The organism is Microbacterium sp. CBA3102, from assembly GCF_007954505.1.
Taxonomy (GTDB): domain Bacteria; phylum Actinomycetota; class Actinomycetes; order Actinomycetales; family Microbacteriaceae; genus Microbacterium; species Microbacterium aurugineum.
Genome location: NZ_CP042412.1, coordinates 470769 through 494146, shown reverse-complemented (window position 1 = coordinate 494146; position 23378 = coordinate 470769). Strand labels below are relative to the sequence as shown.

Genomic DNA, 23378 nt, shown 5'->3' with positions numbered 1-23378 from the left:
CTCAGCCCACCGTCCCGGCGCGCGAGGCCCCGCCATCGCCGTCGACGTGCAGCAGGGAGGCCTGCGACTGCTCTTGCTGGAGTTGGAACTCGAAGCGCGACCGATCACCGCGGTGATAGGCGACGAAGTACTCGATCGGTGCACCGTCGGCGCTGCGGCTGATGCTGCGCAGACGCAGCAGGGCCGAGCCGGCGCTGACGCCCAGGAACTGCGCCTGTTCGTGCGTCGCCACCGTCGCCTCCGCCGAGCGCACGCCGTGCGTCGCGACGATGTCGTGTTCGGCGAGGAGCCGGTACAGCGACCCCTCGGTCAGGTCGGCGCCGAGCGTCACGGAGCCCGTGGCCTCCGGCATCCACGTCGTCGACAGCGACCACGGCTCGCCGTCGACGTGCCGCAGGCGCTCCAAGACGACGACGGGGGAGTCGACGGGGAGCTCGAGCGCGAGCGCGACCTCCTCGTCGGCTGTCGTCCGTTCGTGTCGCAGGACGTCGCTGTGCACGTGTCCGCCGCGGCGCTCGACGTCGTCGTACAGGCCCACCAGTGTGTGCACGAGACTCTCGCTCGTGCGAGGGCGGGAGACGAACGTGCCCTTGCCCTTCACGCGCTCCACGAGCCCTTCGTGCTCCAGCTGGGCGAGCGCTTGGCGGACGACGGTGCGCGAGATGCCGTACCGCTCGCAGAGGCGGTGCTCTCCCGGCAGCGGGTCGCCGGGCTGCAGGCCGTCGCGGGCGATGCCGTCGATGATCAGCTGGCGCAGCTGGTCATACATTGGGGCGGCGGAGTGGCGGTCGATCGCGTCGTCGACGGTGACCATCAGTACGCCACCCCCGCGTGCAGGATCACGTTGGCGTAGGGGGTGAACTCCCCGGAGCGCACGAACGCGCGAGCGCCCTGGCTGAGCTTCTTGAACTCGACGTGGGGGATGAGCTCGATCTCGAACCCCATGCCGGCGAACCGCTCCCGCAGTGCGGCCAGCACCTCCGGGCTCTTCTCGGCGACCTCGGCCGAGACCGTCGCCCCCTCGACCACCATCTCGGCGAGCACGGTGTCGAGCACATCGAGGAACTCCGGAGCGCCCGGGCGGTACGCCAGGTCGATGCGCTCGGAGCCGGGAGGGATGGGCAGCCCGGCGTCGGTGACCACGACGAGGTCCGTGTGCCCGGTCTCGCTGATCACGCGGGAGAGCGCGGGATTGATGGTGGTGGCCGTCTTGCGCATGTGTGTCCTCGGTTCTCCGCAGGTCCGGTACAGGAAGTCAGTTCGCGACGGGCGCGGCCAGGCGTGCGGTCAGGAACGCGTCGACCTCGGCACGGTGCGGAAGGCTGGGCGATGCGCCCTGCTTCGTGACCGTCAGCGCACCGGCGGCCGTGGCCAGGCGCACGGCGTCCGCCAGGGTGCTGCCGTTGGCGAGCGCGGCACCGAGGTACCCCGCGTACGCATCTCCCGCCGCGGTCGTGTCGACCGCCTCCACCGGGAACGGCGGGATCACGGACGCGCCTTCCGCGGTGACGACGCACGATCCCTGGCCCGCGAGGGTGATCACCGCCGCGCCGACTCCCTGCGCGAGGAACCAGCGTCCGGCGCGTTCGGCCGATGCGGCATCCGTCACCTCGATGCCGCTGATCAGCGTCGCCTCGGTCTCGTTGGGGGTCACGATGTCGATGCTCCGCCAGATCTCGGCGTCCAGCTCGGCGGCCGGGGCCGGATCGAGGATGACGGTCATGCCGAGTTCACGTCCCCGCGCGGTGATGTGCGCGGTGAGCGCGGAAGGGGTCTCGAGCTGGGTGAGCAGCACCGAGGTCGTGGGGGCGAGAGCCGTGAGGGCCTCGTCGATCTGCGGGGCGCTGAGGGCGGCGTTGGCGAGCGGCACCATCACGATGTCGTTCTGCGCGGAGGAGTCGACACGGATGTGCGCGATGCCGGTGGGGCCGGGAACCGTGCGCAGATGCGTGAGGTCGACCCCGGCCGCGGTGAGCCCGTCGACCACGAGGTCGTGGAACAGGTCGTCTCCGACACAGCCGACGAAGCTCGTGCGCGCACCCGAGCGTCCGGCCGCGACGGCCTGGTTCGCTCCCTTGCCACCCAGCATGAGGGTGAACTCGTCTCCCAGGATCGTCTCGCCCCGTGCGGGCAAGCGCCCGGAGAACGTGGTGACGTCGGCCGTGACGCTGCCGACGATGACGACACCGGAGCGGTCTTCGGAGTGTGCGGGGGTCATCTTGCTCCTGATCTTCCTCGACGGCAGGTGTAGCCGACGCTTTGACAGATCGCGGTGGCTGTCATTACATTAGCCGAATCCGTACCTGTAACGACAGGTTGTCCGCGAGGAGACCCCGATGACCCCGATCGCGCCACGCCTGTACGTCGACAGTGCCGATGTCGACCGCGTCTCCCGGCTGCTCGCCGCGGGCGTGGTGCACGGCGTGACCACGAACCCGACCATCCTGGAACGGGGAGGCCGCACCGCCGCCGAGATCCCCGAGCTCTACGCCCGCTGGGAGTCGGAGGGGGCGAAGGAGATCTTCTTCCAGACCTGGGGCGGCGACACCGCGTCCTTCCTCCGCAACGCCGAGGGTATCCGCGCGCTGGGGGACCGGGTCGCCGTGAAGGTGCCCGCGACGTCTGCGGGGTTCGCCGCGGCATCCGCGCTCGTGCGCGACGGCGCGACCGTTCTGGTGACCGCCGTGTATTCGGTCGCGCAGGCGCTCGCGTGCGCGTCGACCGGGGTGCAGTACATCGCTCCGTACCTCGGACGGATGCGCGATGCCGGGCTCGACGGCGATGCGACGATCGCGCGGATGCAGGAGGTGTGCGCGGGCAGCGACTCGAACGTCCTCGCCGCGTCGCTGCGCTCGCCGGATGACATCACGGGCTTGCGCCTGGCCGGCGTCCCGTACTTCACCGCCGCCCCCGACGTGCTCGACCGCGTGCTCTTCCATGAGGTGAGCGACAGCTCCGCGGCGGAGTTCGACGCCGCGATGGTGCGTCTGGGGGCATGAGCGGCGCCCGCCGCTGCTGTCAGCTCGCCGCGGCCTGACGCAGCCAGCGCTCGACGCCTGCGATGTGCGCGGTGGCCAGCGAGGTCGCGAGAGCCGAGTCGTGCTGGGCGATCGCATCGGCGATGGCCCGGTGCTCCGACAGGGTGCGCTCGACGGCGCCCCCCTCGGTGAGGCCTCGCCACACGCGCGCGCGCACGGTCTGGCTGCTCAGGTGCTCGATGAGGCTCGCGAGGTACGCGTTGCCGGACATCGCGACGATCTCCCGATGGAACCGGATGTCGTGATCGACGAGCGCCTCGATCGTGACCGCCGCATCGACCGAATCGACCTCGGCCTGCAGCTCGGAGATCTTCTCGTCGGTGCCCAGGGTCGCCGCGAGTCCGGTCGCCTGTGACTCCAGCATCCGGCGCACCGCGAAGATCTCGAGCATCGAGTCGTCATCGTGCATGTCGACGACGAACGAGATGGCCTCCAGCAGCAGGTGGGGTTCGAGGCTCGTGACGTAGGTGCCGTCCCCCCGACGCACATCGAGGACGCGGATGACCTCGAGCGCCTTGACCGCTTCGCGCATGGAGTTGCGGGAGAGTCCCAGCCGCTCGGAGAGCTCTTTCTCGGGGGGAAGCCGGTCGCCGGGGGCGAGCTCGCCTGCCACGATCATCGCCTTGATCTTCTCGATCGCCTCGTCGGTGACTGCCATGAGCGTCATCCTAGCGATTGATCGGATGTCTCCGGCAGGATGGAGGCATGCGCGTTCTCGATTCACATCTGCACCTCTGGGATCCCGAGGTTCTGACCTACGCCTGGCTCGAAGGCCCTCTCGCCGGAAGGTTCGGCGGCGGCGAGCTCGAGCGAGCTCGGATCGAGGATGCCTCCGAGGAGACGGCCGTGTTCGTGCAGGCCGGGGCGCGGGAGGACGAGTCCCTCGACGAGGTGCGCTGGGTCGCGGGCCAGGCGGGGGAGCTCGGGGTGGTCGGGATCGTGGCGGGCGTGCGACTGGACGGCGGCACGGACACGACCGTGCACCTGGAGGAACTCTCGTCCGAGCCTCTCGTGGTCGGCGTGCGACACCTCCTGCAGGATGAGCCCGACGGCACGGCCCTGTCCACCGCGTTCGTGACGGGCGCGCGCGAGGTCGCCGCCAGGGGCTGGACCTTCGATGCATGCGTGCGGCACTCGCAGCTCCCGGATGTGGCACGCCTGGCCGGAGCGATCCCGGAACTGCGGATCGTGCTCGACCACCTCGGCAAGCCCGCGGTCGGAACGGCATCGGCTCCGCTCGCGCCGCCGTCGGAGTGGGAGCGGGATCTGGCCGAACTCGCCCGGCATCCCCTCACCTTCTGCAAGATCTCCGGTCTGCCCGCCGAGGCCGGCGGCGAGTGGAGCGCTGAGCAGCTGATCCCGTTCCTGGACGTTGCGGCCGACCTGTTCGGGCCGGAGCGGATGATGTGGGGAAGCGACTGGCCGGTCTCCGCCGTCAGCGGCGCGGGTTACGGATCATCGTCGCGTGCCCGGTGGTTCGACACGGTCGCCGCGTGGGCGCACTCGCGCGGCCTCGACCAGACCGCCCTCTTCCACGACACCGCCGCCGCCTTCTACTCCCTCTGACCCCGCCCCGCCCGCCCCGCCGTCCCGCCCCCGTCCCGCGCGGGGCGGGTGCGGGATCGAAATCGCACCTCCGTGGGCGTGTTCAGGTGCGTTTTTGATCCCGCACGGGAACGAAGGGGGGGCTACTCCGCGCGGAGGCGCAGCTGGGCCATGCCGCCGTCGACCTCGATGAAGGTGCCGGTGGTCGAACCCGCGGCAGGGCTCACGAGGTATGCGACGGCGGCGGCGACTTCCTCGGGGCTCACCAGACGTCCGTGGGGTTGGCGGGCTTCCAGTGCCGCGCGCTCGGCCGCGGGATCGACCGCCGAGTCGAGCAGGCGTCCGACCCACGGGGTGTCGGCGGTGCCCGGGTTGACCGCGTTCACGCGGATGCCCTCGCGCAGGTGGTCGGCGGCCATCGCGCGGGTGAGGGCGGAGACGGCACCCTTCGAGGCGCTGTACAGGGCGCGCTGCGGCAGTCCGGTGGTCGAGGCGATGGATGCCGTGTTGCACACCGAGGCCGACGGGGACTTCCGCAGCCAGGGGAGTGCCGCCGCGGTGACGCGGGCGATGCCGGTGACGTTGACCGAGAGCACGCGGGCCCACTCGTCGTCGTCGTTCGCGGCGATGTCGCCCTGCGCGCCGATCCCGGCGTTGTTGACGACGATGTCGATGCGTCCGAACTCTTCGGCGACGGCGGCCACCGCCGCGTCGACACTCGCTCGATCCGAGACATCGGCCGTGAAGGCGGCGAAGGCGGGGTCAGCCGCCGCGGTGTCCCGGTCGAGGACCGCGATGGTCGCGCCGTCGGCGTGCAGGCGCTGCGCGATCGCCGCGCCGATGCCGGATGCTCCACCGGTGACGATCGCCACCAGTCCGTTCAGTGCACTCATCCCCGGGCCTCCCATGCCACGAACTCCTGCCGTTGGCGGCCGAGGCCGTCGATCTCGATCTCGACCACGTCGCCCGCGGCGAGGTAGGGGTACTTCCCCGAGAGGGCCACGCCCTGCGGGGTGCCGGTGAGGATGAGGTCGCCGGGCTCGAGCGTCACGTACTGCGACAGGTGGTGCACGATGTGCTCGACCGTGAAGATCATGTCGCTCGTGTTCGAGTCCTGCCGCGGCTCGCCGTTCACGAAGCTGCGTAGGCCGAGCGCCTGATGGTCGACCTCGTCGGGAGTGACCAGCCAGGGCCCGGTGGGGTTGAAGCCCGCCGCGATCTTGCCCTTGGACCACTGTCCTCCGGAGACGGTCATCTGGAAGTCGCGCTCGGACACGTCATTCGCTGCGACGAAGCCGGCGACGTGCGTCATGGACTCCTCGGGGCTGTCGAGGTAGGCGGCGCGGGTGCCGATCACGATGCCGAGCTCGACCTCCCAGTCGGTCTTGACGCTGCCGCGGGGGATCGTGACCGTGTCGTTCGGACCGACGACGGTGTTCGGGGTCTTGAGGAAGAGGATCGGGATGGTGGGCGGCTCCGACCCCGACTCCGCCGCGTGGGCGGCGTAGTTCATGCCGATGCAGATCACGGCGCTCGGACGGGCGATCGGGGCGCCGATGCGCATCGACGCGGCGTCCGCGAGTTCGGGGAGCTCACCGGCATCGCGAGCGGCCGCGACGCGGGAGGCGAAGTCGCTCTCGAGGAACGCTCCATCCACATCGGATGTTACGGGGCGGAGGTCGAGGTATCGGTCACCCTCCACCAGGACGGGGATCTCAGTGCCAGGGGTGCCGAGCCGCGCGAACTTCATGTTTCTCCTGATCGGTCGGGAAGCCGCGACAACGCGGCTGGTCTCGTTGACAGTATAGACATCGGATGTTTACACTCCAAGAGATCCGCGCGGAAGAAATCAGCCGCGCATGGAGAGGAATCCCGTGAGCCGTATCGTCGCCCTCGACACCACCGACATCCGCTTCCCCACGTCCCTGAGCCTGGACGGGTCGGATGCGATGAACCCCGACCCGGACTACTCGGCGGCGTACGTCATCGTGCGCACCGATGCCGATGATGACATCGACGGTCATGCCTTCGTCTTCACGATCGGCCGTGGCAACGACGTGCAGGTCGCGGCGATCGATGCGCTCGCCGGGCACCTCGTCGGGCGCGAGATCGAGCCGCTGCTCGATGACATGGGCGGCACCTTCCGCGAGATCATCGGCGACTCGCAGCTGCGCTGGCTCGGGCCCGAGAAGGGCGTCATGCACATGGCGATCGGCGCGGTCATCAACGCGCTGTGGGACATCAAGGCCAAGCGCGCCGGGCTTCCGCTCTGGCAGCTGCTCGCCCGCATGACGCCGGAGGAACTCGTCGATCTCGTCGACTTCCGCTACCTCACCAACGCGCTCACCCGCGAGGACGCCCTCGAGATCCTGCGCGCCGCCGAACCCGGCCGCGCCGAGCGGGAGCAGCAGCTCCTCGCCAGCGGGTACCCGGGCTACACCACGAGCCCCGGATGGCTCGGATACTCCGACGAGAAGCTCGAACGCCTCGCCCGCGAGGCCATGGCCGACGGCTTCACCCAGATCAAGCTCAAGGTCGGCGCCGACCTCGACGACGACATCCGCCGCTTCCGCAAAGCACGCGAGGTGTGCGGGCCCGACTTCCCCATCGCGATCGACGCCAACCAGCGCTGGGAGGTGTCGGAGGCCATCGAATGGGTGAACGCGCTCGCCGAGTTCCACCCCGCCTGGATCGAGGAGCCCACCAGCCCCGACGACGTGCTCGGTCACGCCGAGATCGCCCGGGGCATCGCACCCATCCGGGTCGCCACCGGCGAGCACGCCCAGAACCGCGTGATCTTCAAGCAGCTCCTGCAGGCCGAGGCCATCTCGGTCATGCAGATCGACGCCGTGCGCGTGGCAGGGGTGAACGAGAACATCGCGAACCTCCTGCTCGCCGCGAAGTTCGGCGTGCCGGTCTGTCCGCACGCCGGCGGAGTCGGCCTGTGCGAGGCCGTCCAGCACCTGTCGATGTTCGACTTCGTCGCGGTCACCGGGACCCGCGAGGGCCGCATGATCGAGTTCGTCGACCACCTGCACGAGCACTTCGTCGTGCCCACCGACATCCGCGGCGGCTCGTACATGGCGCCGACCGCGCCGGGAACAGGCATGGAGATGAAGGCCGACAGCATCGCGGCTTACTCTTGGACGGGTGCGCATGTCGGTGCCTGATCCTCTGGCGAGGCCTGACCGCCTGCCCGTTCCCGCCCTCGGGTACGGGGCCGCGAACGTGGGCAACCTGTTCCGACCGCTCAGCGACGAAGAGGCCTGGGCCGTGCTCGATGCGGCGTGGGAGAGCGGCATCCGCTTCTACGACACCGCGCCGCATTACGGTCTGGGGCTCTCAGAGCGCCGGCTCGGAGCCTTCCTGCAGACCAAGCCGCGGGACGAGTTCGTGCTCTCGACGAAGGCGGGGCGTCTGCTGCGACCGAACCCCGACCACGCCGGTGGCCTCGACACCGCCAACGACTTCCACGTGCCCGACGAGCTGCAGCGGGTGTGGGACTTCTCGGAGGCGGGGATCCGTGCGAGCGTCGACGAGTCCCGGGAGCGTCTCGGCATCGAGCGCATCGACCTGCTGTACCTGCACGACCCCGAGCGGCACGACCTCGACCTCGCACTCGCGGAAGCCCTCCCCGCGATGGAGCAGCTGCGGGCCGACGGCGAGGTCTCCGCGATCGGCATCGGCTCGATGGTGTCGGATGCTCTCGCCGCAGCCGTCCGTGCCGCCGACCTCGACCTGATCATGGTGGCCGGCCGGTACACGCTGCTCGAACAGCCCGCCGCGGTCGACGTGCTGCCCGCGTGCCGGGAGACCTCGACCGGGATCGTGGCGGCCTCCGTGTTCAACTCCGGGCTGCTCGCGTCGAACGAGCCGCGCCGCGACGGGCGTTACGAGTACGGGCAGCTTCCGGACGAGCTGTGGGATCGGCTGGTCCGCATCGCCGCCGTGTGCGCCGACCACGGGGTGCCGCTGCCCGCCGCGGCGATCCAGTTCCCGCTGCAGTCCGACGTCGTGCGCTCGGTCGTGGTGGGCGGCAGTCGCCCGGCGCAGCTGCGACAGAACGCGGAGTACGCCGCACTCGACATCCCGACGGCGCTGTGGGCGAGCCTCGCGGAGGAGGGGCTCATCCCCACGGTCTGACCCGACGCCTGTGCCGCGTTCATAACTCCTCAACGATTGCCCAGATCGAGCGTTTGCGGCCGTCGCAGCCCGGTGTGCGGGCAATATCTGAGGAGTTGTGAACGACGCAGGGCCGTGCTCACCGTCCGACCGTGGACTCCCGCACGATGAGTTCAGCGGGGAAGGGGGTGGTCGCGGGCGGCGGTGCCGTGGGGTCGGCGAGCTGCTGCAGGAGAGCGGCTCCGGCGGCGCGGCCGATCTCGTAGCCGGGCTGCCGCACGCTCGTGAGCGGCACGACGCCCTGGTGTGCCTGGGCGACGTCGTCGAAGCCGATGAGGGCGATCTCCTCCGGGACCCGGATGCCATGACGCAGCAGCTGCGTGAGCACCCCGAGTGCCACCATGTCGTTCGCAGCGAACACCGCGTCCGGGCGCTCGGTGACCGGCATCGCGATGATCTGCTCACCCGCACGCAGTCCGTCCTCGATCGCCAGGTGCGACACGTCGATGATCGACAGGTTCGCGTCGGACCCCGAGACGGCCTCACGCAGCCCGGCGAGGCGGTCGTTCGACTGACTCACCGCCGGATTGCCGAGGAAGAGGAGGCGTCGGCGGCCGAGGTCCAGGAGGTGTTCGCCCGCGAGTCGCCCACCGCCGCGGTCGTCGAACAGCACGGACGCGACCTTCGATGATTCCCGGATCGGACCCACCACGACCGAGCGGATACCGCGGTCGGCCAGTCCCTCCAGGCGCGGCACCACGTCGCCGAGCGGATAGATGACGATGCCCTGCACCCGGTGCGCCTCGAACATGTCGAGGTTGCGCCGTTCCTGCGCATCGTCGCGGTCGCTGTTGCTGAAGAACAGCGACCATCCCCCCTCGCGCGCCACGTCTTCGACCCCGCGCGAGAGGTCGTGGAAATAGGGCAGCCAGGCGTCGAGCAGGATCAGCGCGAGGGCCTTGCTCGACCCGGCGCGCAGCTGTCGTGCGGACTCGTTGGGCACGTAGCCGAGCTGTTCGATCGCCGCCCGCACCCGTTCCCGACTCGCGGATCCGAGCACATGCGGGTGGTTGAGGTAGTTCGAGACGGTGGAGGAGGAGACTCCGGCGAGGGCGGCGACGTCCTTGACGCTCGCGGGCATGGAACTCCTTCGTCGGACCGCGTCGATCGGGAACGGCGACCACGTCGGTCGCCTCAGGATAGCGGAGGACTTGCAACGTGCCAAGAAAGTTCTTGACAGCGTCTGGCGGGCGACGTAGCGTGACACGCACACCGGAATTGGCACGTGCCAATTCCGGGACGGCGACGGTGCCGCACACCCGCTGTGAGAGGTCTCATGAACATCGGATGCCACGGGCTCGTCTGGACGGGGAACTTCGATGCCGAGGGCATCCGTCTGGCGGTGCGCAAGACCAAGGGTGCGGGTTTCGACCTCATCGAGTTCCCGTTGATGGATCCGTTCTCGTTCGACGTCGCCGTCGCGAAGGATGCGCTGGAGGAGTACGACCTCGCCGTCAGCGCCTCCCTCGGGCTCTCCGAGGCCACCGATGTCACGAGCTCCGACCCTGCGATCGTCGCGGCCGGCGAAGCCTTGCTGATCAAGGCCGTGGATGTGCTGGCGGACCTCGGGGGCCAGCACTTCTGCGGGGTGATCTACAGCGCCATGAAGAAGTACATGGAGCCGGTGACCACTGCGGGGCTCGCGAGCAGCCGCGCCGTGATCGCACGCGTCGCCGACCACGCCGCCGAGCGCGGCGTCTCGGTCTCGCTCGAGGTCGTGAACCGCTACGAGACCAACGTGCTGAACACGGCGCGACAGGCTCTGGGGTACGTCGCCGAGGTCGATCGGCCGAACCTCGGAATCCACCTCGACACGTACCACATGAACATCGAGGAGTCGGATATGTTCGCGCCGGTCCTCGACGCGGCTCCCGCCCTGCGCTACGTGCACATCGGAGAGAGTCACCGCGGGTACCTCGGCACCGGCACGGTCGACTTCGACACGTTCTTCAAGGCGCTCGGCCGCATCGGCTACGACGGTCCGATCGTCTTCGAGTCGTTCTCCTCGGCGGTCGTCGCTCCCGACCTCAGCCGCATGCTCGGCATCTGGCGGAACCTCTGGAGCGACAACGACGAACTCGGCACCCACGCCAACGCGTACATCCGCGACAAGCTCGTGGCGGTCGACTCGATCCGCCTCCACTGAGCCGGAATCCACCGGCGAGACGATTGGAAGATCAAGATGTCATTACAGGTCTTCCGCATCCGGCCGTCATTAGATACATTTAGATACAACTTGCGCTGCCCGTAGCGTAGGACGCAGAATTGATCCGATGTTTGCGACGGAATGATCCGTCGACGTCGAAGCAGAACCTTCAAGGAAGCAGGTGAGCGCATGAGTGGACCCATCCTCCGGGTCGAGGGGATCAGCAAAGGATTCCCCGGCGTGCAGGCGCTGAAAGACGTGCACCTCGAGGTGCACGCCGGCGAGGTGCTCGTGCTCGTGGGTGAGAACGGTGCCGGCAAGTCGACCCTGATGAAGATCCTCTCCGGGATCTACACCAAGGACGAGGGCACGATCACGTTCGAGGGCCGGGAGGTCGAGCTCACGAGCCCCCTCCAGGCGCAGGAGCTCGGCATCACGATCATCCATCAGGAGCTCAACCTGATGCCCGATCTGACCGTGGCGCAGAACATCTACGTGGGGCGGGAACCCACCACGGGCCCGTTCCTGTCGGAGCGCAAGCTGAACGCGCAGACCGCCGAGCTGCTGCAGCGCCTCGACATCCACCTGAACCCGCGTCAGCTCGTCGGCGAGCTCACGGTGGCCGAGCAGCAGATGGTCGAGATCGCCAAGGCGCTGTCCTTCAATGCCAAGGTGCTCATCATGGACGAGCCGACCTCGGCCCTCACCGACACCGAGGTCGAGACGCTCTTCGTGCTGATCGAGCAGCTCAAGGCGCGCGGCACCGGGATCGTCTACATCTCGCACCGCATGGACGAACTGCGCCGCCTGGCTGATCGGGTGACCGTCCTGCGGGACGGCACATACATCGGATCACTCGACAAGTCCGAGATCACCATCCCGACGATCATCGAGATGATGGTCGGCCGCGTGATCGACGAGGGAACCCGTCCCCAGGCCCGTGAGCACGCGAACGACCCCGTGGTCCTCGAGGTGCAGGGGCTGTCGACCAAGAGCCTTCTGAAAGACGTCTCGTTCCGGTTGCACCGGGGCGAGATCCTCGGCTTCGCCGGCCTCATGGGGGCGGGGCGCACCGAGACCGCCCGAGCCGTGATCGGCGCCGACCACCGCGACAGCGGCACGATCACCATTGATGGTCGCCCGGCGCGGATCTCCCAGCCCGCGGACGCGGTGCATCACGGCCTCGGGTACCTGTCCGAGGACCGGAAGCTCCTCGGCCTCATGCTCGAGCAGGATGTGACGTTCAACACCGTGCTCGCCTCGCTCGGCTCCTACGCCAACGCGATCGGTTGGATGGGCGACAGCAAGGCGAAGAACCGCACCAAGGAATACGTGCAGCAGCTGCGCGTGAAGACGCCCTCGGTCAACCAGGTCGTCAAGCTCCTCTCCGGAGGGAACCAGCAGAAGGTCGTCATCGCCCGCTGGCTGATGCGCGACTGCGACATCCTCATCTTCGACGAGCCGACCCGAGGGATCGACGTCGGCGCGAAAGAGGAGATCTACCGCCTCATGCAGCAGCTCGCTGACGCAGGCAAGTCCATCATCGTCATCTCATCCGAGCTCCCGGAGATCCTCCGCGTGGCGAACCGCATCGCGGTCTTCGCCAACGGTCGCATCACCGGGACGCTCCGCAACGAGGAAGCAAGCCAGGAGAAGATCATGCAACTCGCAGCCCACGGGGAGGAAGACTGATGAGCGCTCCGCAGCAGCCCGGATCGTCGACGACGACGATCATCCAGACCGCCGTGAACGAGGACACCGACAAGAGGGATGTCGTCGGGTTCATCAAGCGGCAGTTCCAGCAGTCGCTGGCCTTCGGCACCTTGATCGTGCTGGTCATCTTCTTCTCGATCGCCAGCCCCAACTTCTTCACTTTCAGCAACATCGCCACGGTGCTGCTGTCGACCGCGGTGATCGGCATCCTCGCCCTCGGTACGACCTTCGTCATCATCACCGGCGGCATCGACCTGTCGATCGGCACCGGCATGGCGCTGTGCGCCGTGATGACCGGGGTCATCGTCACGAACATGGGCCTTCCCGTCTGGGTCGGCGTGATCGGCGGCGTCGCGACAGGTGTGCTGATGGGACTCGTCAACGGCGTGAACATCACGTTCCTGCGACTGCCCCCGTTCATCGCCACGCTCGCGATGATGATGATCGCGGGTGGTCTCGCCCTCGTGATCTCGAACGTCGCACCGATCTACTTCTCGACCTCGGCACCGGACTTCAAGAAGATCGCCCTCGGCGTGATCATCCCCGGCATCCCGAACGCGGTGCTCATCACCGCCGCGCTGGCGATCGTCGCCTGGCTCGTGCTGTCGAAGACCCTGCTCGGCCGCTACACCTTCGCGATCGGCTCGAACGAGGAGGCCACCCGGCTGTCGGGCGTCAACACGCGTCGCTGGACCATCCTCATCTACATGTTCGCGGGTGCGTTCACCGGCGTCGCCGGCATCGTCATCGCCTCGCGCCTCGACTCCGCCCAGCCGCAGATCGGCATGGGGTACGAGCTGCAGGCGATCGCCGCGGTCATCATCGGCGGCACCTCGCTGCTGGGCGGACGCGGATCCATCCTCGGCACCGTGATCGGCGCCCTGATCATGAGCGTGCTCGTGAACGGACTGCGCATCATGTCGATCCAGACCGAGTGGCAGAACATCGTCGTCGGTGTGGTCGTGCTGCTCGCGGTCTTCCTCGACTCGCTCCGCAACCGGCAGCGCACCTGACCCATCCCTGCACCACCCACCATCCCTGCACCACCCACCCACCCACGAACAATGGAGTTTTCATGAAATTCGGGAAGAAGACCGCATTCGCAGCGCTGGTCGCCGCATCCGCCCTGGTGTTCGCCGGCTGTGCCGGCGGCGGCGACGTGATCGAGGAGGGCTCCGGCGGAGACGGCGGCAGCGGCGACGGCGAGATGTACATCGCCATGGTCTCGAAGGGCTTCCAGCACCAGTTCTGGCAGGCCGTCAAGAAGGGCGCCGAGGAGAAGGCCGACGAGCTCGGCGTGAAGATCACGTTCGAGGGCCCCGCGGCCGAGACCGAGATCGCGCAGCAGCTCGAGATGCTGACCGCCGCGATCGACAAGAACCCGGACGCCATCGCCTACGCCGCCCTCGACCCCGAGGCGTGCGTCGCCCCGCTCGAGCAGGCCAAGTCGAAGGACATCCCGGTCGTCTACTTCGACGCCCCCTGCAACGGCGACGTGGGCCTGAGCCTGTCCGCCACCGACAGCAAGGTCGCCGGTGCGCTCGCTGCCGAGCACATGGCCGAGCTGATCGGCGGCGAAGGACAGGTCGCGATCGTCGGCCACTCGCAGATCAACTCGACCGGTGTCGAGCGTCGCGACGGCTTCGTCGACAAGATCGAGGCGGACTACCCCGACATCGAGATCGTCGACATCCAGTACGGTGACGGCGACCACCTCAAGTCGGCCGACATCGCCAAGACCCTGATCGCGGCCCACCCCGACCTCAAGGGCATCTACGGCACCAACGAGGGCTCCGCCATCGGTGTGGTGAACGCCGTGAACGAGCTCGGCCTCGAGAAGGGCAAGATCACCATCGTCGGCTTCGACTCCGGTGCGGCCCAGATCAACGCCATCAAGGACGGCACCATGGCCGGCGCGATCACGCAGGACCCGATCGGCATCGGCGCGCAGGTCGTGCAGGCCGCGTACGACGCCGCCAACGGTGAGTCGGTCGAGAAGTTCTACGACACGGGTTCGTACTGGTACGACAGCACGAACATCGAAGACCCGAAGATCGCGGCCGTCCTCTACGAGTGACACCGCATCCATGAAGAAGCCCCTCGCCTTCGGGCGGGGGGCTTCTTCGTGTCGGGACGGCGTGTCCGCGGAGATGTGTCGGGACGGATGTCGGGAGGTTGCGCGGGTGCAGGAGCGGATGCCGGCGATTCTTCCGACATGCGTGCAGTCTCCCGACAGGTGAGCAGGGGAGTCAGACGGAGAAGGTCAACAGCTGCGCCGGTGTGGTCACGAGCATCCGGTGCACGGCGTCCTCGCCCACAGCCTCGCGGAGGCGGGGGAGGTAACGGTCGCCGAGGTAGGCGAGTCCGGGCATGCCGCCGTACGCGATGTACCGAGTGCGCCGGGCGACATCGCCGCCGAGCACGATCCGGTCGCCGGCGCCGCGCTCGACCACGGCGACGGTCAGGGCGAGGAGCTCGGCATCGGAGCGGGTGCGCGGACGCGCGAAGCCGTCGTAGCCGAGGTGGGCTCCGCGTTCGGCGAGGGACACGTGCAGCCCGGGGTCGGGGTCGCGGTCGGCGTGCGCGAGCACGACCCGGTGGGCAGGCACCCCCTCGGCGGAGAGCAGGTCGAGCACCTCATGGGCCGCCGTGCCGAACTCCAGATGCACCATGACGGGAGCCCCTGTCGCGCGGTGCGCTGCGGCCACGGCGATCAGCGTCGTGCGCTCGAACGGACTGATGCGCCAGTAGTCGGCGCCCCCTTTGAGCAGCCCTGCGCGCACGGGAGCACCGCCCGGTGTGCGTGCGACGGAGATGTCGGGCGTCTCGAAGATCTCGCTGTCGTCCACGGGCATGCCGCGTGTGAGGTCGGCGAGGAAGAGAGCGGCCAGGCGGTCGGCGGTCCACACCTGCATCGGATGGTCCGCGCCGTAATGGGCTTCACGGTGACGGCCGGTCGTCGCCACGATGTGCAGTCCGGTCGTCGCGCTGATCCGTGCCAAAGCCTCCGGGTCCCGGGCGAGTCCGAACGGTGTGGCATCCACCATCGTGTCGAACCCGCTCGCCCGCAGCAGTGCCGCTTCTTTGCCCGACGCGGTCTCATCGTCGAGCTCATCGCCCGGCAGCAGCGGCGACACCTGGAACAGGTGCTCGTGGTAGTTCACTCGTCCGAGCGCCGTCGGCGCGATGTCACCGAGCACCGTGCGGACGACGACGGACATCAGCGCACCGACTCCGCGGCCTCGGCGAGTCGCTCGACGACCTCGGGGGTCAGGTCGAGCTCGAACACGTCGGCCACCACCTGCGACCAGCCGTGGATGAAGTAGCGCCAGCCGTCGATGACGTGGAGCCCGTGCGCGGCCGCCTGCGCCTGCGCCTGATGCAGGAACTCGAGCGAGCCGCGGTAGTTGAACTCCCACGCGTACGCGCCTTCGGGGAACACCGCCGTGTCGCTCAGGGGCGAGCCCGGGCGGTCCTTGCCGAGCCCGGTGGCGTTGGCGATGACGGATCCCGGGGGTGCGGCGGTCACCAGGGCATCGGCCTCTGCAGGGGACGCAGTCACCACGTACTCGATCAGTCCCTCCCGCGTGCCGTGCTGGCGGTGCACCTCGCGCAGGTGGTCGAGCTTGTCCTGTGTGCGGGCCGTCACCGTGATCTTCGAGGGGGCGTCCTCACGCTCGGCCAGCGCCCAGCTCAGTGCGGTGCCCGAACCGCCGGCGCCCAGGATCACGACCGCCGCACCCGTACGTGTGAAGTGATCGGCCGGGAGGAAGTCGTTCAGCGCGAGGTCGACCGTGATCGGATCCTTGGCCCGTCCGGAAAGGACCCGGCCGCGCTTCGAGATGCTGGAGATCTCGGAGCAGGACACCGCGAAGGGATCCAACTCGTTGAACAGGTCGGAGGCCGCGGCGTACACGTTCATCTTGTGCGTGGTCACGAGGGCTCCACGGTGGTGCGGGTCATCGCGGATCTGCTCGACCATCGCGCGGTACTGTGCCGGCTCGGCGTCCATCGGCAGATCGTGGCCGAGCAGGGTGCGCGTCGGGAGACCCAGGATGTCGGCCCACAGCGGGAACACCTTCATGATCGACGACGACGCCGTGGTCACCCCGACGAAACCCATGTAGTCGGCGGATGCAGCAGTGGAGGCCCCGTCGGCGTGGACGGTGTCGGCGGTGGTGGTCATCGGTTCTCCTCGGCGAGCGGGACGGGGACGGGATGGGCGGGATCGCCACCGGCGAGGATCGCGATCACGTCGGCCAGCGAGAGAGCGCCCATGTTGTCGACGGCCTGGGTGGTCTGCGCGCCGAGGTGCGGGGTGACGATCACGCGGTCGGCGAGGTCCGGGGCGAGCAGAGGGCTGTGGTGCGCGGCCGTGTCACCGTCGAGGGTGTCGGCCGCGTAGCCGGCGAGGGTTCCGTCGCGGAGCGCCTGCGCGACGGCTGCCTCGTCGATCAGGTCACCGCGGGCGGTGTTGATCAGCACGGTTCCCGGCCGCATGCCGGTGAGACGGTCGGCGTCGACGAGCTGTTGCCCGCCCGGAGCGTGCAGCGTGATGACGTCGGCGGTGCGGAACAGGTCGTCGAGCGAGACGGGTTCTGCACCCCGGGCCCGCACGACCTCGTCGGGAAGGAACGGATCGGCGGCCAGCACGCGCGGCCCGAAGCCGCTCAGCCGCGCGGCCACACCCTGGCCGATGCGCCCGAAGCCGACGATGCCGACCGTGGCGGCGCCGAGCTCACGTCCGCGCCGCACGCCCCAATCGCCCGTGCGCACGCGGCGATCGCCGTCCGGGATGAACCGCAGCGCGGCGAGCATGAGCCCGATCGCGTGGTCCGCGACCGCGTCGGCGTTGGCGCCGGGGGTGTTGGTCACCGGGATGCCGCGATCGCGCGCCGCGCCCAGATCGACCGACTCGGTGCCGACGCCGTACCGGGCGACCACCTTGAGCTTCGGAGCCGCGGCGAAATGCGCGTCCGTGATCGCCCCGGTGCCCGCGATCCAGGCATCAGCGCCGTGCAGGAGTGATCGCAAGTCCTCGAGGTCATGATGCGCCGGACCGCGGAGGATGCGATGCCCCGCCTGGGCGGCGCGTTCCACCAGGTCGAGGTCGCCGTCCGAGAAGGAGCGGCTGGTGACGAGGATCACGCCCATCAGCGCGGCCGTCCGGCGAACCACGGCGCCAGGGCCGTGTAGGCGTCGGCGAAGCGGGCGTGCCGCTCGGCGTAGACGGCATGGCGCCCGGCATCCGGCGTGAACTCGGCGGTGACCTCGCTCAGGGCGCGGGCGGCCGAGAAGTCCGTGAGCCCGAGCCCGACTGCGGCGGTGACCGCTGCTCCGAGACTGTTCGCCTCCTCCACGATCGTCCGGCGGCGCACCGGCACGCCCCACACATCCGCCAGCACCGAGAGGTACACGTCGCTCTGGGCTCCGCCGCCGACCGCGTCGATGCGGTCGATCACGGCCCCGGACTCACGGAAGGCCTGGATGCAGCTGAGCAGGTTGAACGCCGTACCCTCCAGCACCGCCCGCACGAGGTGGGCTCTGCCGTGGTGGCGGGCGAGGCCGACGAAGGCGCCGCGGGCGTCCGGGTCCCACATCGGGGAGCGCTCGCCGAGGAGGTAGGGGAGGAAGTAGAGGTCGTCGGTGTCGATGTCGGCGGACGCTTCGGCCGTCAGCCGCCCGGTCTCGGGGTGGGCGGGGTCGGGGGAGAGGGCCTCCGAGATCCATTGCACCGAGGCCCCGCCGGCCTGCATGGTGGCGGTCGGCACGAACGAGCCGGGGACCACGTTGTCGAACGTGAAAGTGCGCATCGCGGGGTCGTGCAGCGGGGCATCGGCCGCGAACGAGATCCACGACGAGGTGCCCAGGCACACGTACGCGCCGTCCTCGGGAGCGACGACGCCGGAGCCGACGGCGGCCATCGGACCATCGCCGCCCCCCATCACCACACGGACGCTCGCGGGGAGCCCGAGGGCGTCCGCGGCTGCATCCGTCAGCGTGCCGGCGATCCTGGTCGAGTCGAGGATCTCGGGGAACAGGGCCGGGTCGAGGCGTGCGGCGCGCACGACCTCGTCCGACCAGGTTCCGGCGGCCTGGTCGTAGGCGTTGGTGCCGGAGGCGTCGGAGCGGTCGGTGGCCAGGCGCCCGGTCAGGCGCAGGACGATGAAGTCCTTCGCGACGCACACCCGGCGCACGCGCGCCCACACGTCGGGCTCGTTGTCGCGCACCCACATGATCTTCTCGACCGAGTAGGTGGGGTTGAGGCGATGGCCCAGGATGCCGTAGGCGTGTTCGGCGCCGATCGCGGCCTCGAGCTCGCGCTGCTGGGCGCCCGACCTGGTGTCGGCCCAGATGATCGCCGGGCGTGCGGGTTCGCCGTCGGCGTCGAGCAGCACCGCCCCCATCATCTGGCCGCTCACCACGAGTCCGGCGATGTCGGTCGCGGCCGTTCCGGTGCGGGCGATCAGGTCGCGCGTCGCCTCGACGACCGCGTTCCACCAGTCGGAGGGGTTCTGCTCGGCGATACCGCCCGCGGCGAAGTGCGCGGGGTAGGGGACGGTGACCGAGGCGACGAGACGGCCGTCGTCGTGGTGCAGGGACGCCTTGTTGCCGGTGGTGCCCAGATCGTGCGCGATGATCATGGCCGGAGCCTATTCCGCGTAGGGGCGCAGGTCGACGCCGGAGGCTGCGCGATAGGCGCGTGCGCCCATGCCGTGCTCCAGCACCCAGCCGTAGTCGTGCCCCGCTCCTCCCGGGTAGACCGCGAGGAAGGCGTAGGGCTCGTCGCCGGTGTTGACCGAGCGATGTGCCCAGCCCGGCGGGATGTAGCCGATCGTTCCGGGGAGCATGTCCAGCCACTCGGTGCGCTCGCCGTCGAACATGAGCAGTCCGCCGCGGCCCTTCAATGCCAGGTAGATCTCGCCCTGGTGGTTCGGGTGCTGGTGACCCTTGGTCATCCAGAGCTCACCGGACGTGTCGCCGGGCATGATCGTCGTGATCGACTGCGGCAGCTCGCGGTCGACCTCGGGAACGGGGGAGCTCACCACCGTGTAGACCACGGGGTTCTCGCCGGCGGATGCGTCGGCCCAGGCCTCGGCGTCGAGGAAAAGCCCCTCGAGGTCGGACATCCGCCGGGTGAGGGTCGGCCCTTCGGGCGAGAGAGTCAGCTTCTCGGCGTCGAACGCGATCGCCATCGGAGAGATCGGCGGGGTGTGGAACTCGGGCATCGGTGCTCCTCGTGCGGGCGCTGCGTCGTTGCGCAACCTGTAATGACAGGTTCACTGTACCTGTTATGACAGGTCGCGTCCAGAGTCGCTCTTCTTTCGAATCGCGTGAATGGTCGGATTCGGGGCGGAGAAGCGACCGTTCACGCGATTCGAAACCCGGGGCTGTCGCGAGTAGCGTCAACGACCATGGGCACGGTGAGGACGGATACGGTGGTCGCACCCGCGCGCGACGTGCGCCTCGGGCTGCCACTCGCGATCGCCGCGGCCTTCGCGTTCGGCATGTCGGGAGCATGGGCACGCGGGCTCATCGATGCGGGGTGGACGCCCGGGGCCGCGGTCACCGCTCGCATCTGGGTGGCCGCCCTCGTGCTGCTCCTCCCCGCGATCCTCTCCCTGCGTGGGCGGTGGGGGCTGCTGCGGCGCAATGCGGGGATGATCCTCGCCTACGGTCTGCTCGCGGTCGCGGCGACGCAACTCTTCTACTTCCAGGCCGTCGCCGTCATGGATGTCGGGATCGCCCTGCTCATCGAGTACACCGCTCCGGTCGCGGTGCTGCTGTGGCTCTGGCTGCGCAGGGGGGAGCGTCCGACGCGTCGGAGCATCATCGGCGCGGCCATCGCCTTCGTCGGGCTCGTGCTGATGCTCGACATCCTCACCGGTGCCGACGTGAACGTGGCCGGGATCCTCTGGGCGCTCGGGGCGATGGTGGGGGCGGCGACGTACTTCGTGCTGTCCGCCAAGGCGGACACGGGGCTGCCGCCGATCGCGCTCGCCGGCAGCGGTCTGCTGCTCGGTGCGCTCGGGCTCACCGCCGCCGGGGCCATCGGCGTGCTGCCGATCCGGTGGACCACCGACGACATCGCGTACCGGTTCGGCAGTGTGCCGTGGTTCGTCCCGGTGCTGGCGATGGGTGTCGTCGCGACCGCCCTCGCGTACCTGCTCGGGATCGCGTCGACGCGGATGCTGGGGTCGCGGCTCGCGTCCTTCGTCGCGCTCGCCGAGGTCGTGGCGGCTCTTCTGTTCGGCTGGCTGCTCCTCGGGCAGCTCCCCGATCTGCTGCAGGCGCTGGGTGGGGTGCTCGTGCTCGCCGGCGTCGTCGTGGTCAAGTTGGGGGAGCCGGTCGCCCAGGAGTTCGTCGAACCGGTGCCGTAGCCCTCGCGGGGAATGTATACCGGAAACGAGTCCAGCGAGATCATCGGCCCGCCAGAGCCGCTTTATGTATACACTGAGGGCATGACCCTTCCCGTGGAGCGCACCTCGGCCGGTGACCGTGCGTATGCGGCGCTGCTCGATGACATCCAGTCCGGCGCGCTCGCGGCAGGTTTCGTGCTCGGCGAGGTCGAGCAGGCGGAGCGCCTGGGCGTGAGTCGCACGCCCATGCGCGAAGCGCTGCGCAGGCTCGCCGCCGACGGCCTCGTCGTCCAGCAGTCACCGCGGGTCACGGTCGTCGCCGATCTCGACGCCGACGACATCCGCTCGCTCTTCGAGATCCGCCGTGCGCTCGAGGAGAGCTCGGCACGCCTCGCCGCCACCCGGGGCGATGCCTCCCTGTTCGCCGCGCTCGCCGACGAGTTCGCCCACGTCGACCTCGACGCCGTCGCCGGCCGCGACGCCTACTATGCGCTGATAGCCCGCTTCGACGCCGCCCTCGACGCCGCTGTGGCGAACGACTACATCGCGTCGGCGCTGCGCACGGTGCGCACCCACCTCGTGCGGGTTCGTCGGATGGCGCGGGACAACCCCGCCCGGCTCGCCGCCTCCGCGGGGGAGCACCGCACCATCGCCGCGGCGCTCGCCGCCCGCGACGGAGACCTCGCGGCCCACGCGACGCACGTGCACCTGCACAACGCGCTCACCGGCATCCTCGACTCCCTCCCCGAAGACGTCTCGTCCCCTCCCACGACCGAAGGACTCTCATGACCGTCACCCACCACGTCCGTGTGCACCGCAGCGACGAGAACCTCGCCCGTGAGGATCAGCTCGCCTGGAGGATCGCCGAGGTCGCCGCCGACCCGGTCGAGGTCGAGCAGGATGTCGTCGACATGATCATCAACCGCATCATCGACAACGCCTCCGTCGCCGCGGCCTCCCTGACCCGCGCGCCGATCAACGCGGCCAGGGCGCAGGCGTTCAGCCATCCCGTCTCGACGGGCGGCGTCGGTGCGAACCTCTTCGGTGCCGCCCTCGACCACCGCACCAGCCCCGAGTGGGCCGCCTGGGCGAACGGCGTGGCCGTGCGCGAGCTGGACTACCACGACACGTTCCTCGCGGCGGAGTACTCGCACCCCGGCGACAACATCCCGCCGATCCTCGCGGTCGCCCAGCACACCGGCAAGGACGGCCGCGCCCTCGTGCGCGGTATCGCCACCGGGTATGAGATCCAGATGGATCTGGTACGAGCGATCTGCCTGCACAAGCACAAGATCGACCACGTCGCCCACCTCGGCCCGTCCGCCGCCGCCGGCATCGGAACCCTGCTCGGCCTTGACGTCGAGACCATCTATCAGGCCGTCGGGCAGGGACTGCACACCACGACCGCCACCCGCCAGAGCCGCAAGGGCGAGATCTCGACCTGGAAGGCGCACGCCCCGGCCTTCGCGGGCAAGTTGGCCGTCGAAGCGGTCGACCGGGCGATGCGGGGGCAGACCAGCCCCGCCCCGATCTACGAAGGTGAGGACGGTGTGATCGCCTGGATGCTCGACGGCAAGGATGCCGCGTACGACGTGCCGCTGCCTGCCGCGGGTGAGCCCAAGCGCGCGATCCTCGACTCGTACACGAAGGAGCACTCGGCCGAGTACCAGGCGCAGGCGCTCATCGACCTCGCCCGCAAGCTCGGGATCGAGAACCCGGCGCTGCGTGACCCCGCCAACATCGATCAGATCGTCATCCACACGAGCCACCACACCCACCACGTGATCGGCTCCGGCGCCAACGACCCGCAGAAGTACGACCCGACCGCCTCGCGCGAGACGCTCGACCACTCGGTGCCCTACATCTTCGCGGTGGCGCTGCAGGACGGTGGCTGGCACCACGTCGACTCCTACGCCCCCGAGCGCGCGGGCCGCGCCGACACGGTCGCGCTCTGGCACAAGATCACCACCGCCGAGGACGCCGAGTGGACGCGCCGCTATCACTCCGAGGACCCGGATGAGAAGGCGTTCGGCGGTCGCGTCGAGATCCGCCTCACCGACGGGTCGACCGTGGTGGACGAGATCGCCGTGGCGGACGCCCACCCCCTCGGAGCGCGTCCGTTCGCCCGGGAGAACTACATCGCCAAGTTCCGTCTGCTGGCGGAACCCGTGCTCGAGCCGGCCGAGATCGAGCGGTTCCTTGACCTCGTCCAGCGTCTGCCCGAGCTGACCGCAGCGGAGGTCGGCGAGCTGTCGATCGTCGCGAAGCCGGGAGTGCTCGAGAACGCCGGCGCCCCGAAGGGGCTGTTCTGATGTCCACGCCGTTCACAACTCAGGAGAATGGGGGGCGAATGGCATGCACGCCCGCCCGCTCGGCCCGTTCACGCACATCCTT

23 protein-coding genes are annotated in these 23378 nt (G+C 69.3%); 11 read left to right on the top strand and 12 right to left on the bottom strand.

Going from position 1 to position 23378, the window contains the following annotated elements; translation table 11 throughout:
• Position 1: 1 nt before the first annotated feature.
• The 3 genes from FGL91_RS02500 to FGL91_RS02490 are packed head-to-tail and all read right to left on the bottom strand — an operon-like array spanning position 2 to position 2218.
• The gene (locus FGL91_RS02500; RefSeq protein WP_047522094.1) at positions 2-814 is read right to left on the bottom strand and encodes a GntR family transcriptional regulator; all 813 of its coding nucleotides are present in this window, start codon (positions 812-814) and stop codon (positions 2-4) included.
• Positions 814-1218, bottom strand: a complete 405-nt coding sequence (rbsD, locus tag FGL91_RS02495) for a D-ribose pyranase (protein ID WP_047522092.1) — start codon at positions 1216-1218, stop codon at positions 814-816. Before rbsD ends, FGL91_RS02500 begins: the two co-directional genes overlap by 1 nt.
• Positions 1219-1255: 37 nt before the next feature.
• Positions 1256-2218 carry a ribokinase gene (locus FGL91_RS02490; protein WP_153242972.1) on the bottom strand — a complete coding sequence of 321 codons (963 nt, stop codon included), beginning with the start codon at positions 2216-2218 and terminating at the stop codon, positions 1256-1258.
• Between the two features lie 118 nt (positions 2219-2336).
• Between FGL91_RS02490 and FGL91_RS02485 the strand changes: the two genes are divergently transcribed.
• Positions 2337-2999, top strand: a complete 663-nt coding sequence (locus tag FGL91_RS02485; RefSeq protein WP_153242971.1) for a transaldolase family protein — start codon at positions 2337-2339, stop codon at positions 2997-2999.
• 19 nt (positions 3000-3018) lie between these two features.
• Here the strand turns inward: FGL91_RS02485 and FGL91_RS02480 are convergent, their stop codons facing one another.
• Positions 3019-3696 carry a FadR/GntR family transcriptional regulator gene (locus tag FGL91_RS02480; protein ID WP_131493407.1) on the bottom strand — a complete coding sequence of 226 codons (678 nt, stop codon included), beginning with the start codon at positions 3694-3696 and terminating at the stop codon, positions 3019-3021.
• Between the two features lie 47 nt (positions 3697-3743).
• On the opposite strand from FGL91_RS02480, the gene FGL91_RS02475 reads away from it, so the two are divergent.
• A complete protein-coding gene (locus FGL91_RS02475) occupies positions 3744-4604 on the top strand; it encodes an amidohydrolase family protein (RefSeq protein WP_153242970.1) in 861 nt (286 codons plus the stop codon).
• A gap of 122 nt (positions 4605-4726) precedes the next feature.
• On the opposite strand, the gene FGL91_RS02470 is transcribed toward FGL91_RS02475, so the two are convergent.
• Positions 4727-5476: an SDR family NAD(P)-dependent oxidoreductase gene (locus FGL91_RS02470; RefSeq protein ID WP_131493931.1), complete on the bottom strand. Its 750-nt coding sequence runs from the start codon at positions 5474-5476 to the stop codon at positions 4727-4729.
• Entirely contained in the window at positions 5473-6333 is an 861-nt protein-coding gene (locus FGL91_RS02465) for a fumarylacetoacetate hydrolase family protein (protein WP_153242969.1), read from the bottom strand. The genes FGL91_RS02470 and FGL91_RS02465 overlap by 4 nt, the downstream gene beginning before the upstream one ends.
• 124 nt (positions 6334-6457) lie before the next feature.
• Between FGL91_RS02465 and FGL91_RS02460 the strand changes: the two genes are divergently transcribed.
• Together FGL91_RS02460 and FGL91_RS02455 are read left to right on the top strand one after the other, a co-directional pair.
• Positions 6458-7753 carry an L-fuconate dehydratase gene (locus tag FGL91_RS02460; RefSeq protein ID WP_153242968.1) on the top strand — a complete coding sequence of 432 codons (1296 nt, stop codon included), beginning with the start codon at positions 6458-6460 and terminating at the stop codon, positions 7751-7753.
• Positions 7740-8726, top strand: coding sequence for an aldo/keto reductase (locus tag FGL91_RS02455; protein WP_153242967.1), 987 nt, complete (start codon positions 7740-7742; stop codon positions 8724-8726). The genes FGL91_RS02460 and FGL91_RS02455 overlap by 14 nt, the downstream gene beginning before the upstream one ends.
• Before the next feature lie 118 nt (positions 8727-8844).
• Here the strand turns inward: FGL91_RS02455 and FGL91_RS02450 are convergent, their stop codons facing one another.
• The gene (locus FGL91_RS02450; RefSeq protein WP_047521602.1) at positions 8845-9846 is read right to left on the bottom strand and encodes a LacI family DNA-binding transcriptional regulator; all 1002 of its coding nucleotides are present in this window, start codon (positions 9844-9846) and stop codon (positions 8845-8847) included.
• 195 nt (positions 9847-10041) lie between these two features.
• Here FGL91_RS02450 and FGL91_RS02445 point away from each other — a divergent pair, with 195 nt between their 5' ends.
• The 4 genes from FGL91_RS02445 to FGL91_RS02430 all read left to right on the top strand — a co-directional run bounded on the left by FGL91_RS02445 (position 10042) and on the right by FGL91_RS02430 (position 14701).
• Positions 10042-10911, top strand: coding sequence for a sugar phosphate isomerase/epimerase family protein (locus tag FGL91_RS02445; protein WP_153242966.1), 870 nt, complete (start codon positions 10042-10044; stop codon positions 10909-10911).
• A 189-nt stretch (positions 10912-11100) separates the two neighbouring features.
• The gene (locus tag FGL91_RS02440; RefSeq protein WP_153242965.1) at positions 11101-12603 is read left to right on the top strand and encodes a sugar ABC transporter ATP-binding protein; all 1503 of its coding nucleotides are present in this window, start codon (positions 11101-11103) and stop codon (positions 12601-12603) included.
• Positions 12603-13637: an ABC transporter permease gene (locus tag FGL91_RS02435; protein ID WP_194239293.1), complete on the top strand. Its 1035-nt coding sequence runs from the start codon at positions 12603-12605 to the stop codon at positions 13635-13637. Before FGL91_RS02440 ends, FGL91_RS02435 begins: the two co-directional genes overlap by 1 nt.
• A 62-nt stretch (positions 13638-13699) precedes the next feature.
• Positions 13700-14701, top strand: coding sequence for an ABC transporter substrate-binding protein (locus tag FGL91_RS02430; protein WP_134352317.1), 1002 nt, complete (start codon positions 13700-13702; stop codon positions 14699-14701).
• A 172-nt stretch (positions 14702-14873) separates the two neighbouring features.
• Here the strand turns inward: FGL91_RS02430 and FGL91_RS02425 are convergent, their stop codons facing one another.
• The 5 genes from FGL91_RS02425 to FGL91_RS02405 are packed head-to-tail and all read right to left on the bottom strand — an operon-like array spanning position 14874 to position 19853.
• Positions 14874-15845 (bottom strand): phosphotriesterase family protein, encoded by a 972-nt coding sequence (locus FGL91_RS02425; protein WP_153242964.1) that lies wholly within the window; start codon positions 15843-15845, stop codon positions 14874-14876.
• On the bottom strand, positions 15845-16810 hold the full coding sequence (locus FGL91_RS02420) for a shikimate dehydrogenase (RefSeq protein ID WP_131493946.1): 966 nt from the start codon (positions 16808-16810) through the stop codon (positions 15845-15847). Before FGL91_RS02420 ends, FGL91_RS02425 begins: the two co-directional genes overlap by 1 nt.
• Positions 16807-17802, bottom strand: a complete 996-nt coding sequence (locus FGL91_RS02415; protein ID WP_153242963.1) for a phosphoglycerate dehydrogenase — start codon at positions 17800-17802, stop codon at positions 16807-16809. Before FGL91_RS02415 ends, FGL91_RS02420 begins: the two co-directional genes overlap by 4 nt.
• Positions 17778-19268, bottom strand: a complete 1491-nt coding sequence (gene xylB, locus FGL91_RS02410; RefSeq protein ID WP_153242962.1) for a xylulokinase — start codon at positions 19266-19268, stop codon at positions 17778-17780. Before xylB ends, FGL91_RS02415 begins: the two co-directional genes overlap by 25 nt.
• 9 nt (positions 19269-19277) lie before the next feature.
• Positions 19278-19853 (bottom strand): glucose-6-phosphate isomerase family protein, encoded by a 576-nt coding sequence (locus tag FGL91_RS02405; RefSeq protein WP_153242961.1) that lies wholly within the window; start codon positions 19851-19853, stop codon positions 19278-19280.
• 186 nt (positions 19854-20039) lie between these two features.
• Here FGL91_RS02405 and FGL91_RS02400 point away from each other — a divergent pair, with 186 nt between their 5' ends.
• The 3 genes from FGL91_RS02400 (at position 20040) to FGL91_RS02390 (ending at position 23296) form a co-directional block, all read left to right on the top strand.
• Positions 20040-21005, top strand: a complete 966-nt coding sequence (locus FGL91_RS02400) for an EamA family transporter (protein ID WP_153242960.1) — start codon at positions 20040-20042, stop codon at positions 21003-21005.
• Between the two features lie 81 nt (positions 21006-21086).
• On the top strand, positions 21087-21773 hold the full coding sequence (locus tag FGL91_RS02395; protein ID WP_047521621.1) for a GntR family transcriptional regulator: 687 nt from the start codon (positions 21087-21089) through the stop codon (positions 21771-21773).
• Positions 21770-23296 carry an MmgE/PrpD family protein gene (locus tag FGL91_RS02390; protein WP_153242959.1) on the top strand — a complete coding sequence of 509 codons (1527 nt, stop codon included), beginning with the start codon at positions 21770-21772 and terminating at the stop codon, positions 23294-23296. The genes FGL91_RS02395 and FGL91_RS02390 overlap by 4 nt, the downstream gene beginning before the upstream one ends.
• Positions 23297-23378 lie beyond the last annotated feature (82 nt).

Excerpts from the sequence above, each read along its gene's own strand:
- FGL91_RS02500 (WP_047522094.1), bottom strand. The coding sequence starts at position 814 with ATGGTCACCGTCGACGACGCGATCGACCGCCACTCCGCCGCCCCAATG.
- rbsD (WP_047522092.1), bottom strand. The coding sequence starts at position 1,218 with ATGCGCAAGACGGCCACCACCATCAATCCCGCGCTCTCCCGCGTGATC.
- FGL91_RS02490 (WP_153242972.1), bottom strand. The coding sequence starts at position 2,218 with ATGACCCCCGCACACTCCGAAGACCGCTCCGGTGTCGTCATCGTCGGC.
- FGL91_RS02485 (WP_153242971.1), top strand. The coding sequence starts at position 2,337 with ATGACCCCGATCGCGCCACGCCTGTACGTCGACAGTGCCGATGTCGAC.
- FGL91_RS02480 (WP_131493407.1), bottom strand. The coding sequence starts at position 3,696 with ATGGCAGTCACCGACGAGGCGATCGAGAAGATCAAGGCGATGATCGTG.
- FGL91_RS02475 (WP_153242970.1), top strand. The coding sequence starts at position 3,744 with ATGCGCGTTCTCGATTCACATCTGCACCTCTGGGATCCCGAGGTTCTG.
- FGL91_RS02470 (WP_131493931.1), bottom strand. The coding sequence starts at position 5,476 with ATGAGTGCACTGAACGGACTGGTGGCGATCGTCACCGGTGGAGCATCC.
- FGL91_RS02465 (WP_153242969.1), bottom strand. The coding sequence starts at position 6,333 with ATGAAGTTCGCGCGGCTCGGCACCCCTGGCACTGAGATCCCCGTCCTG.
- FGL91_RS02455 (WP_153242967.1), top strand. The coding sequence starts at position 7,740 with ATGTCGGTGCCTGATCCTCTGGCGAGGCCTGACCGCCTGCCCGTTCCC.
- FGL91_RS02450 (WP_047521602.1), bottom strand. The coding sequence starts at position 9,846 with ATGCCCGCGAGCGTCAAGGACGTCGCCGCCCTCGCCGGAGTCTCCTCC.
- FGL91_RS02445 (WP_153242966.1), top strand. The coding sequence starts at position 10,042 with ATGAACATCGGATGCCACGGGCTCGTCTGGACGGGGAACTTCGATGCC.
- FGL91_RS02440 (WP_153242965.1), top strand. The coding sequence starts at position 11,101 with ATGAGTGGACCCATCCTCCGGGTCGAGGGGATCAGCAAAGGATTCCCC.
- FGL91_RS02435 (WP_194239293.1), top strand. The coding sequence starts at position 12,603 with ATGAGCGCTCCGCAGCAGCCCGGATCGTCGACGACGACGATCATCCAG.
- FGL91_RS02430 (WP_134352317.1), top strand. The coding sequence starts at position 13,700 with ATGAAATTCGGGAAGAAGACCGCATTCGCAGCGCTGGTCGCCGCATCC.
- FGL91_RS02425 (WP_153242964.1), bottom strand. The coding sequence starts at position 15,845 with ATGTCCGTCGTCGTCCGCACGGTGCTCGGTGACATCGCGCCGACGGCG.
- FGL91_RS02420 (WP_131493946.1), bottom strand. The coding sequence starts at position 16,810 with ATGACCACCACCGCCGACACCGTCCACGCCGACGGGGCCTCCACTGCT.
- xylB (WP_153242962.1), bottom strand. The coding sequence starts at position 19,268 with ATGATCATCGCGCACGATCTGGGCACCACCGGCAACAAGGCGTCCCTG.
- FGL91_RS02405 (WP_153242961.1), bottom strand. The coding sequence starts at position 19,853 with ATGCCCGAGTTCCACACCCCGCCGATCTCTCCGATGGCGATCGCGTTC.
- FGL91_RS02400 (WP_153242960.1), top strand. The coding sequence starts at position 20,040 with ATGGGCACGGTGAGGACGGATACGGTGGTCGCACCCGCGCGCGACGTG.
- FGL91_RS02395 (WP_047521621.1), top strand. The coding sequence starts at position 21,087 with ATGACCCTTCCCGTGGAGCGCACCTCGGCCGGTGACCGTGCGTATGCG.
- FGL91_RS02390 (WP_153242959.1), top strand. The coding sequence starts at position 21,770 with ATGACCGTCACCCACCACGTCCGTGTGCACCGCAGCGACGAGAACCTC.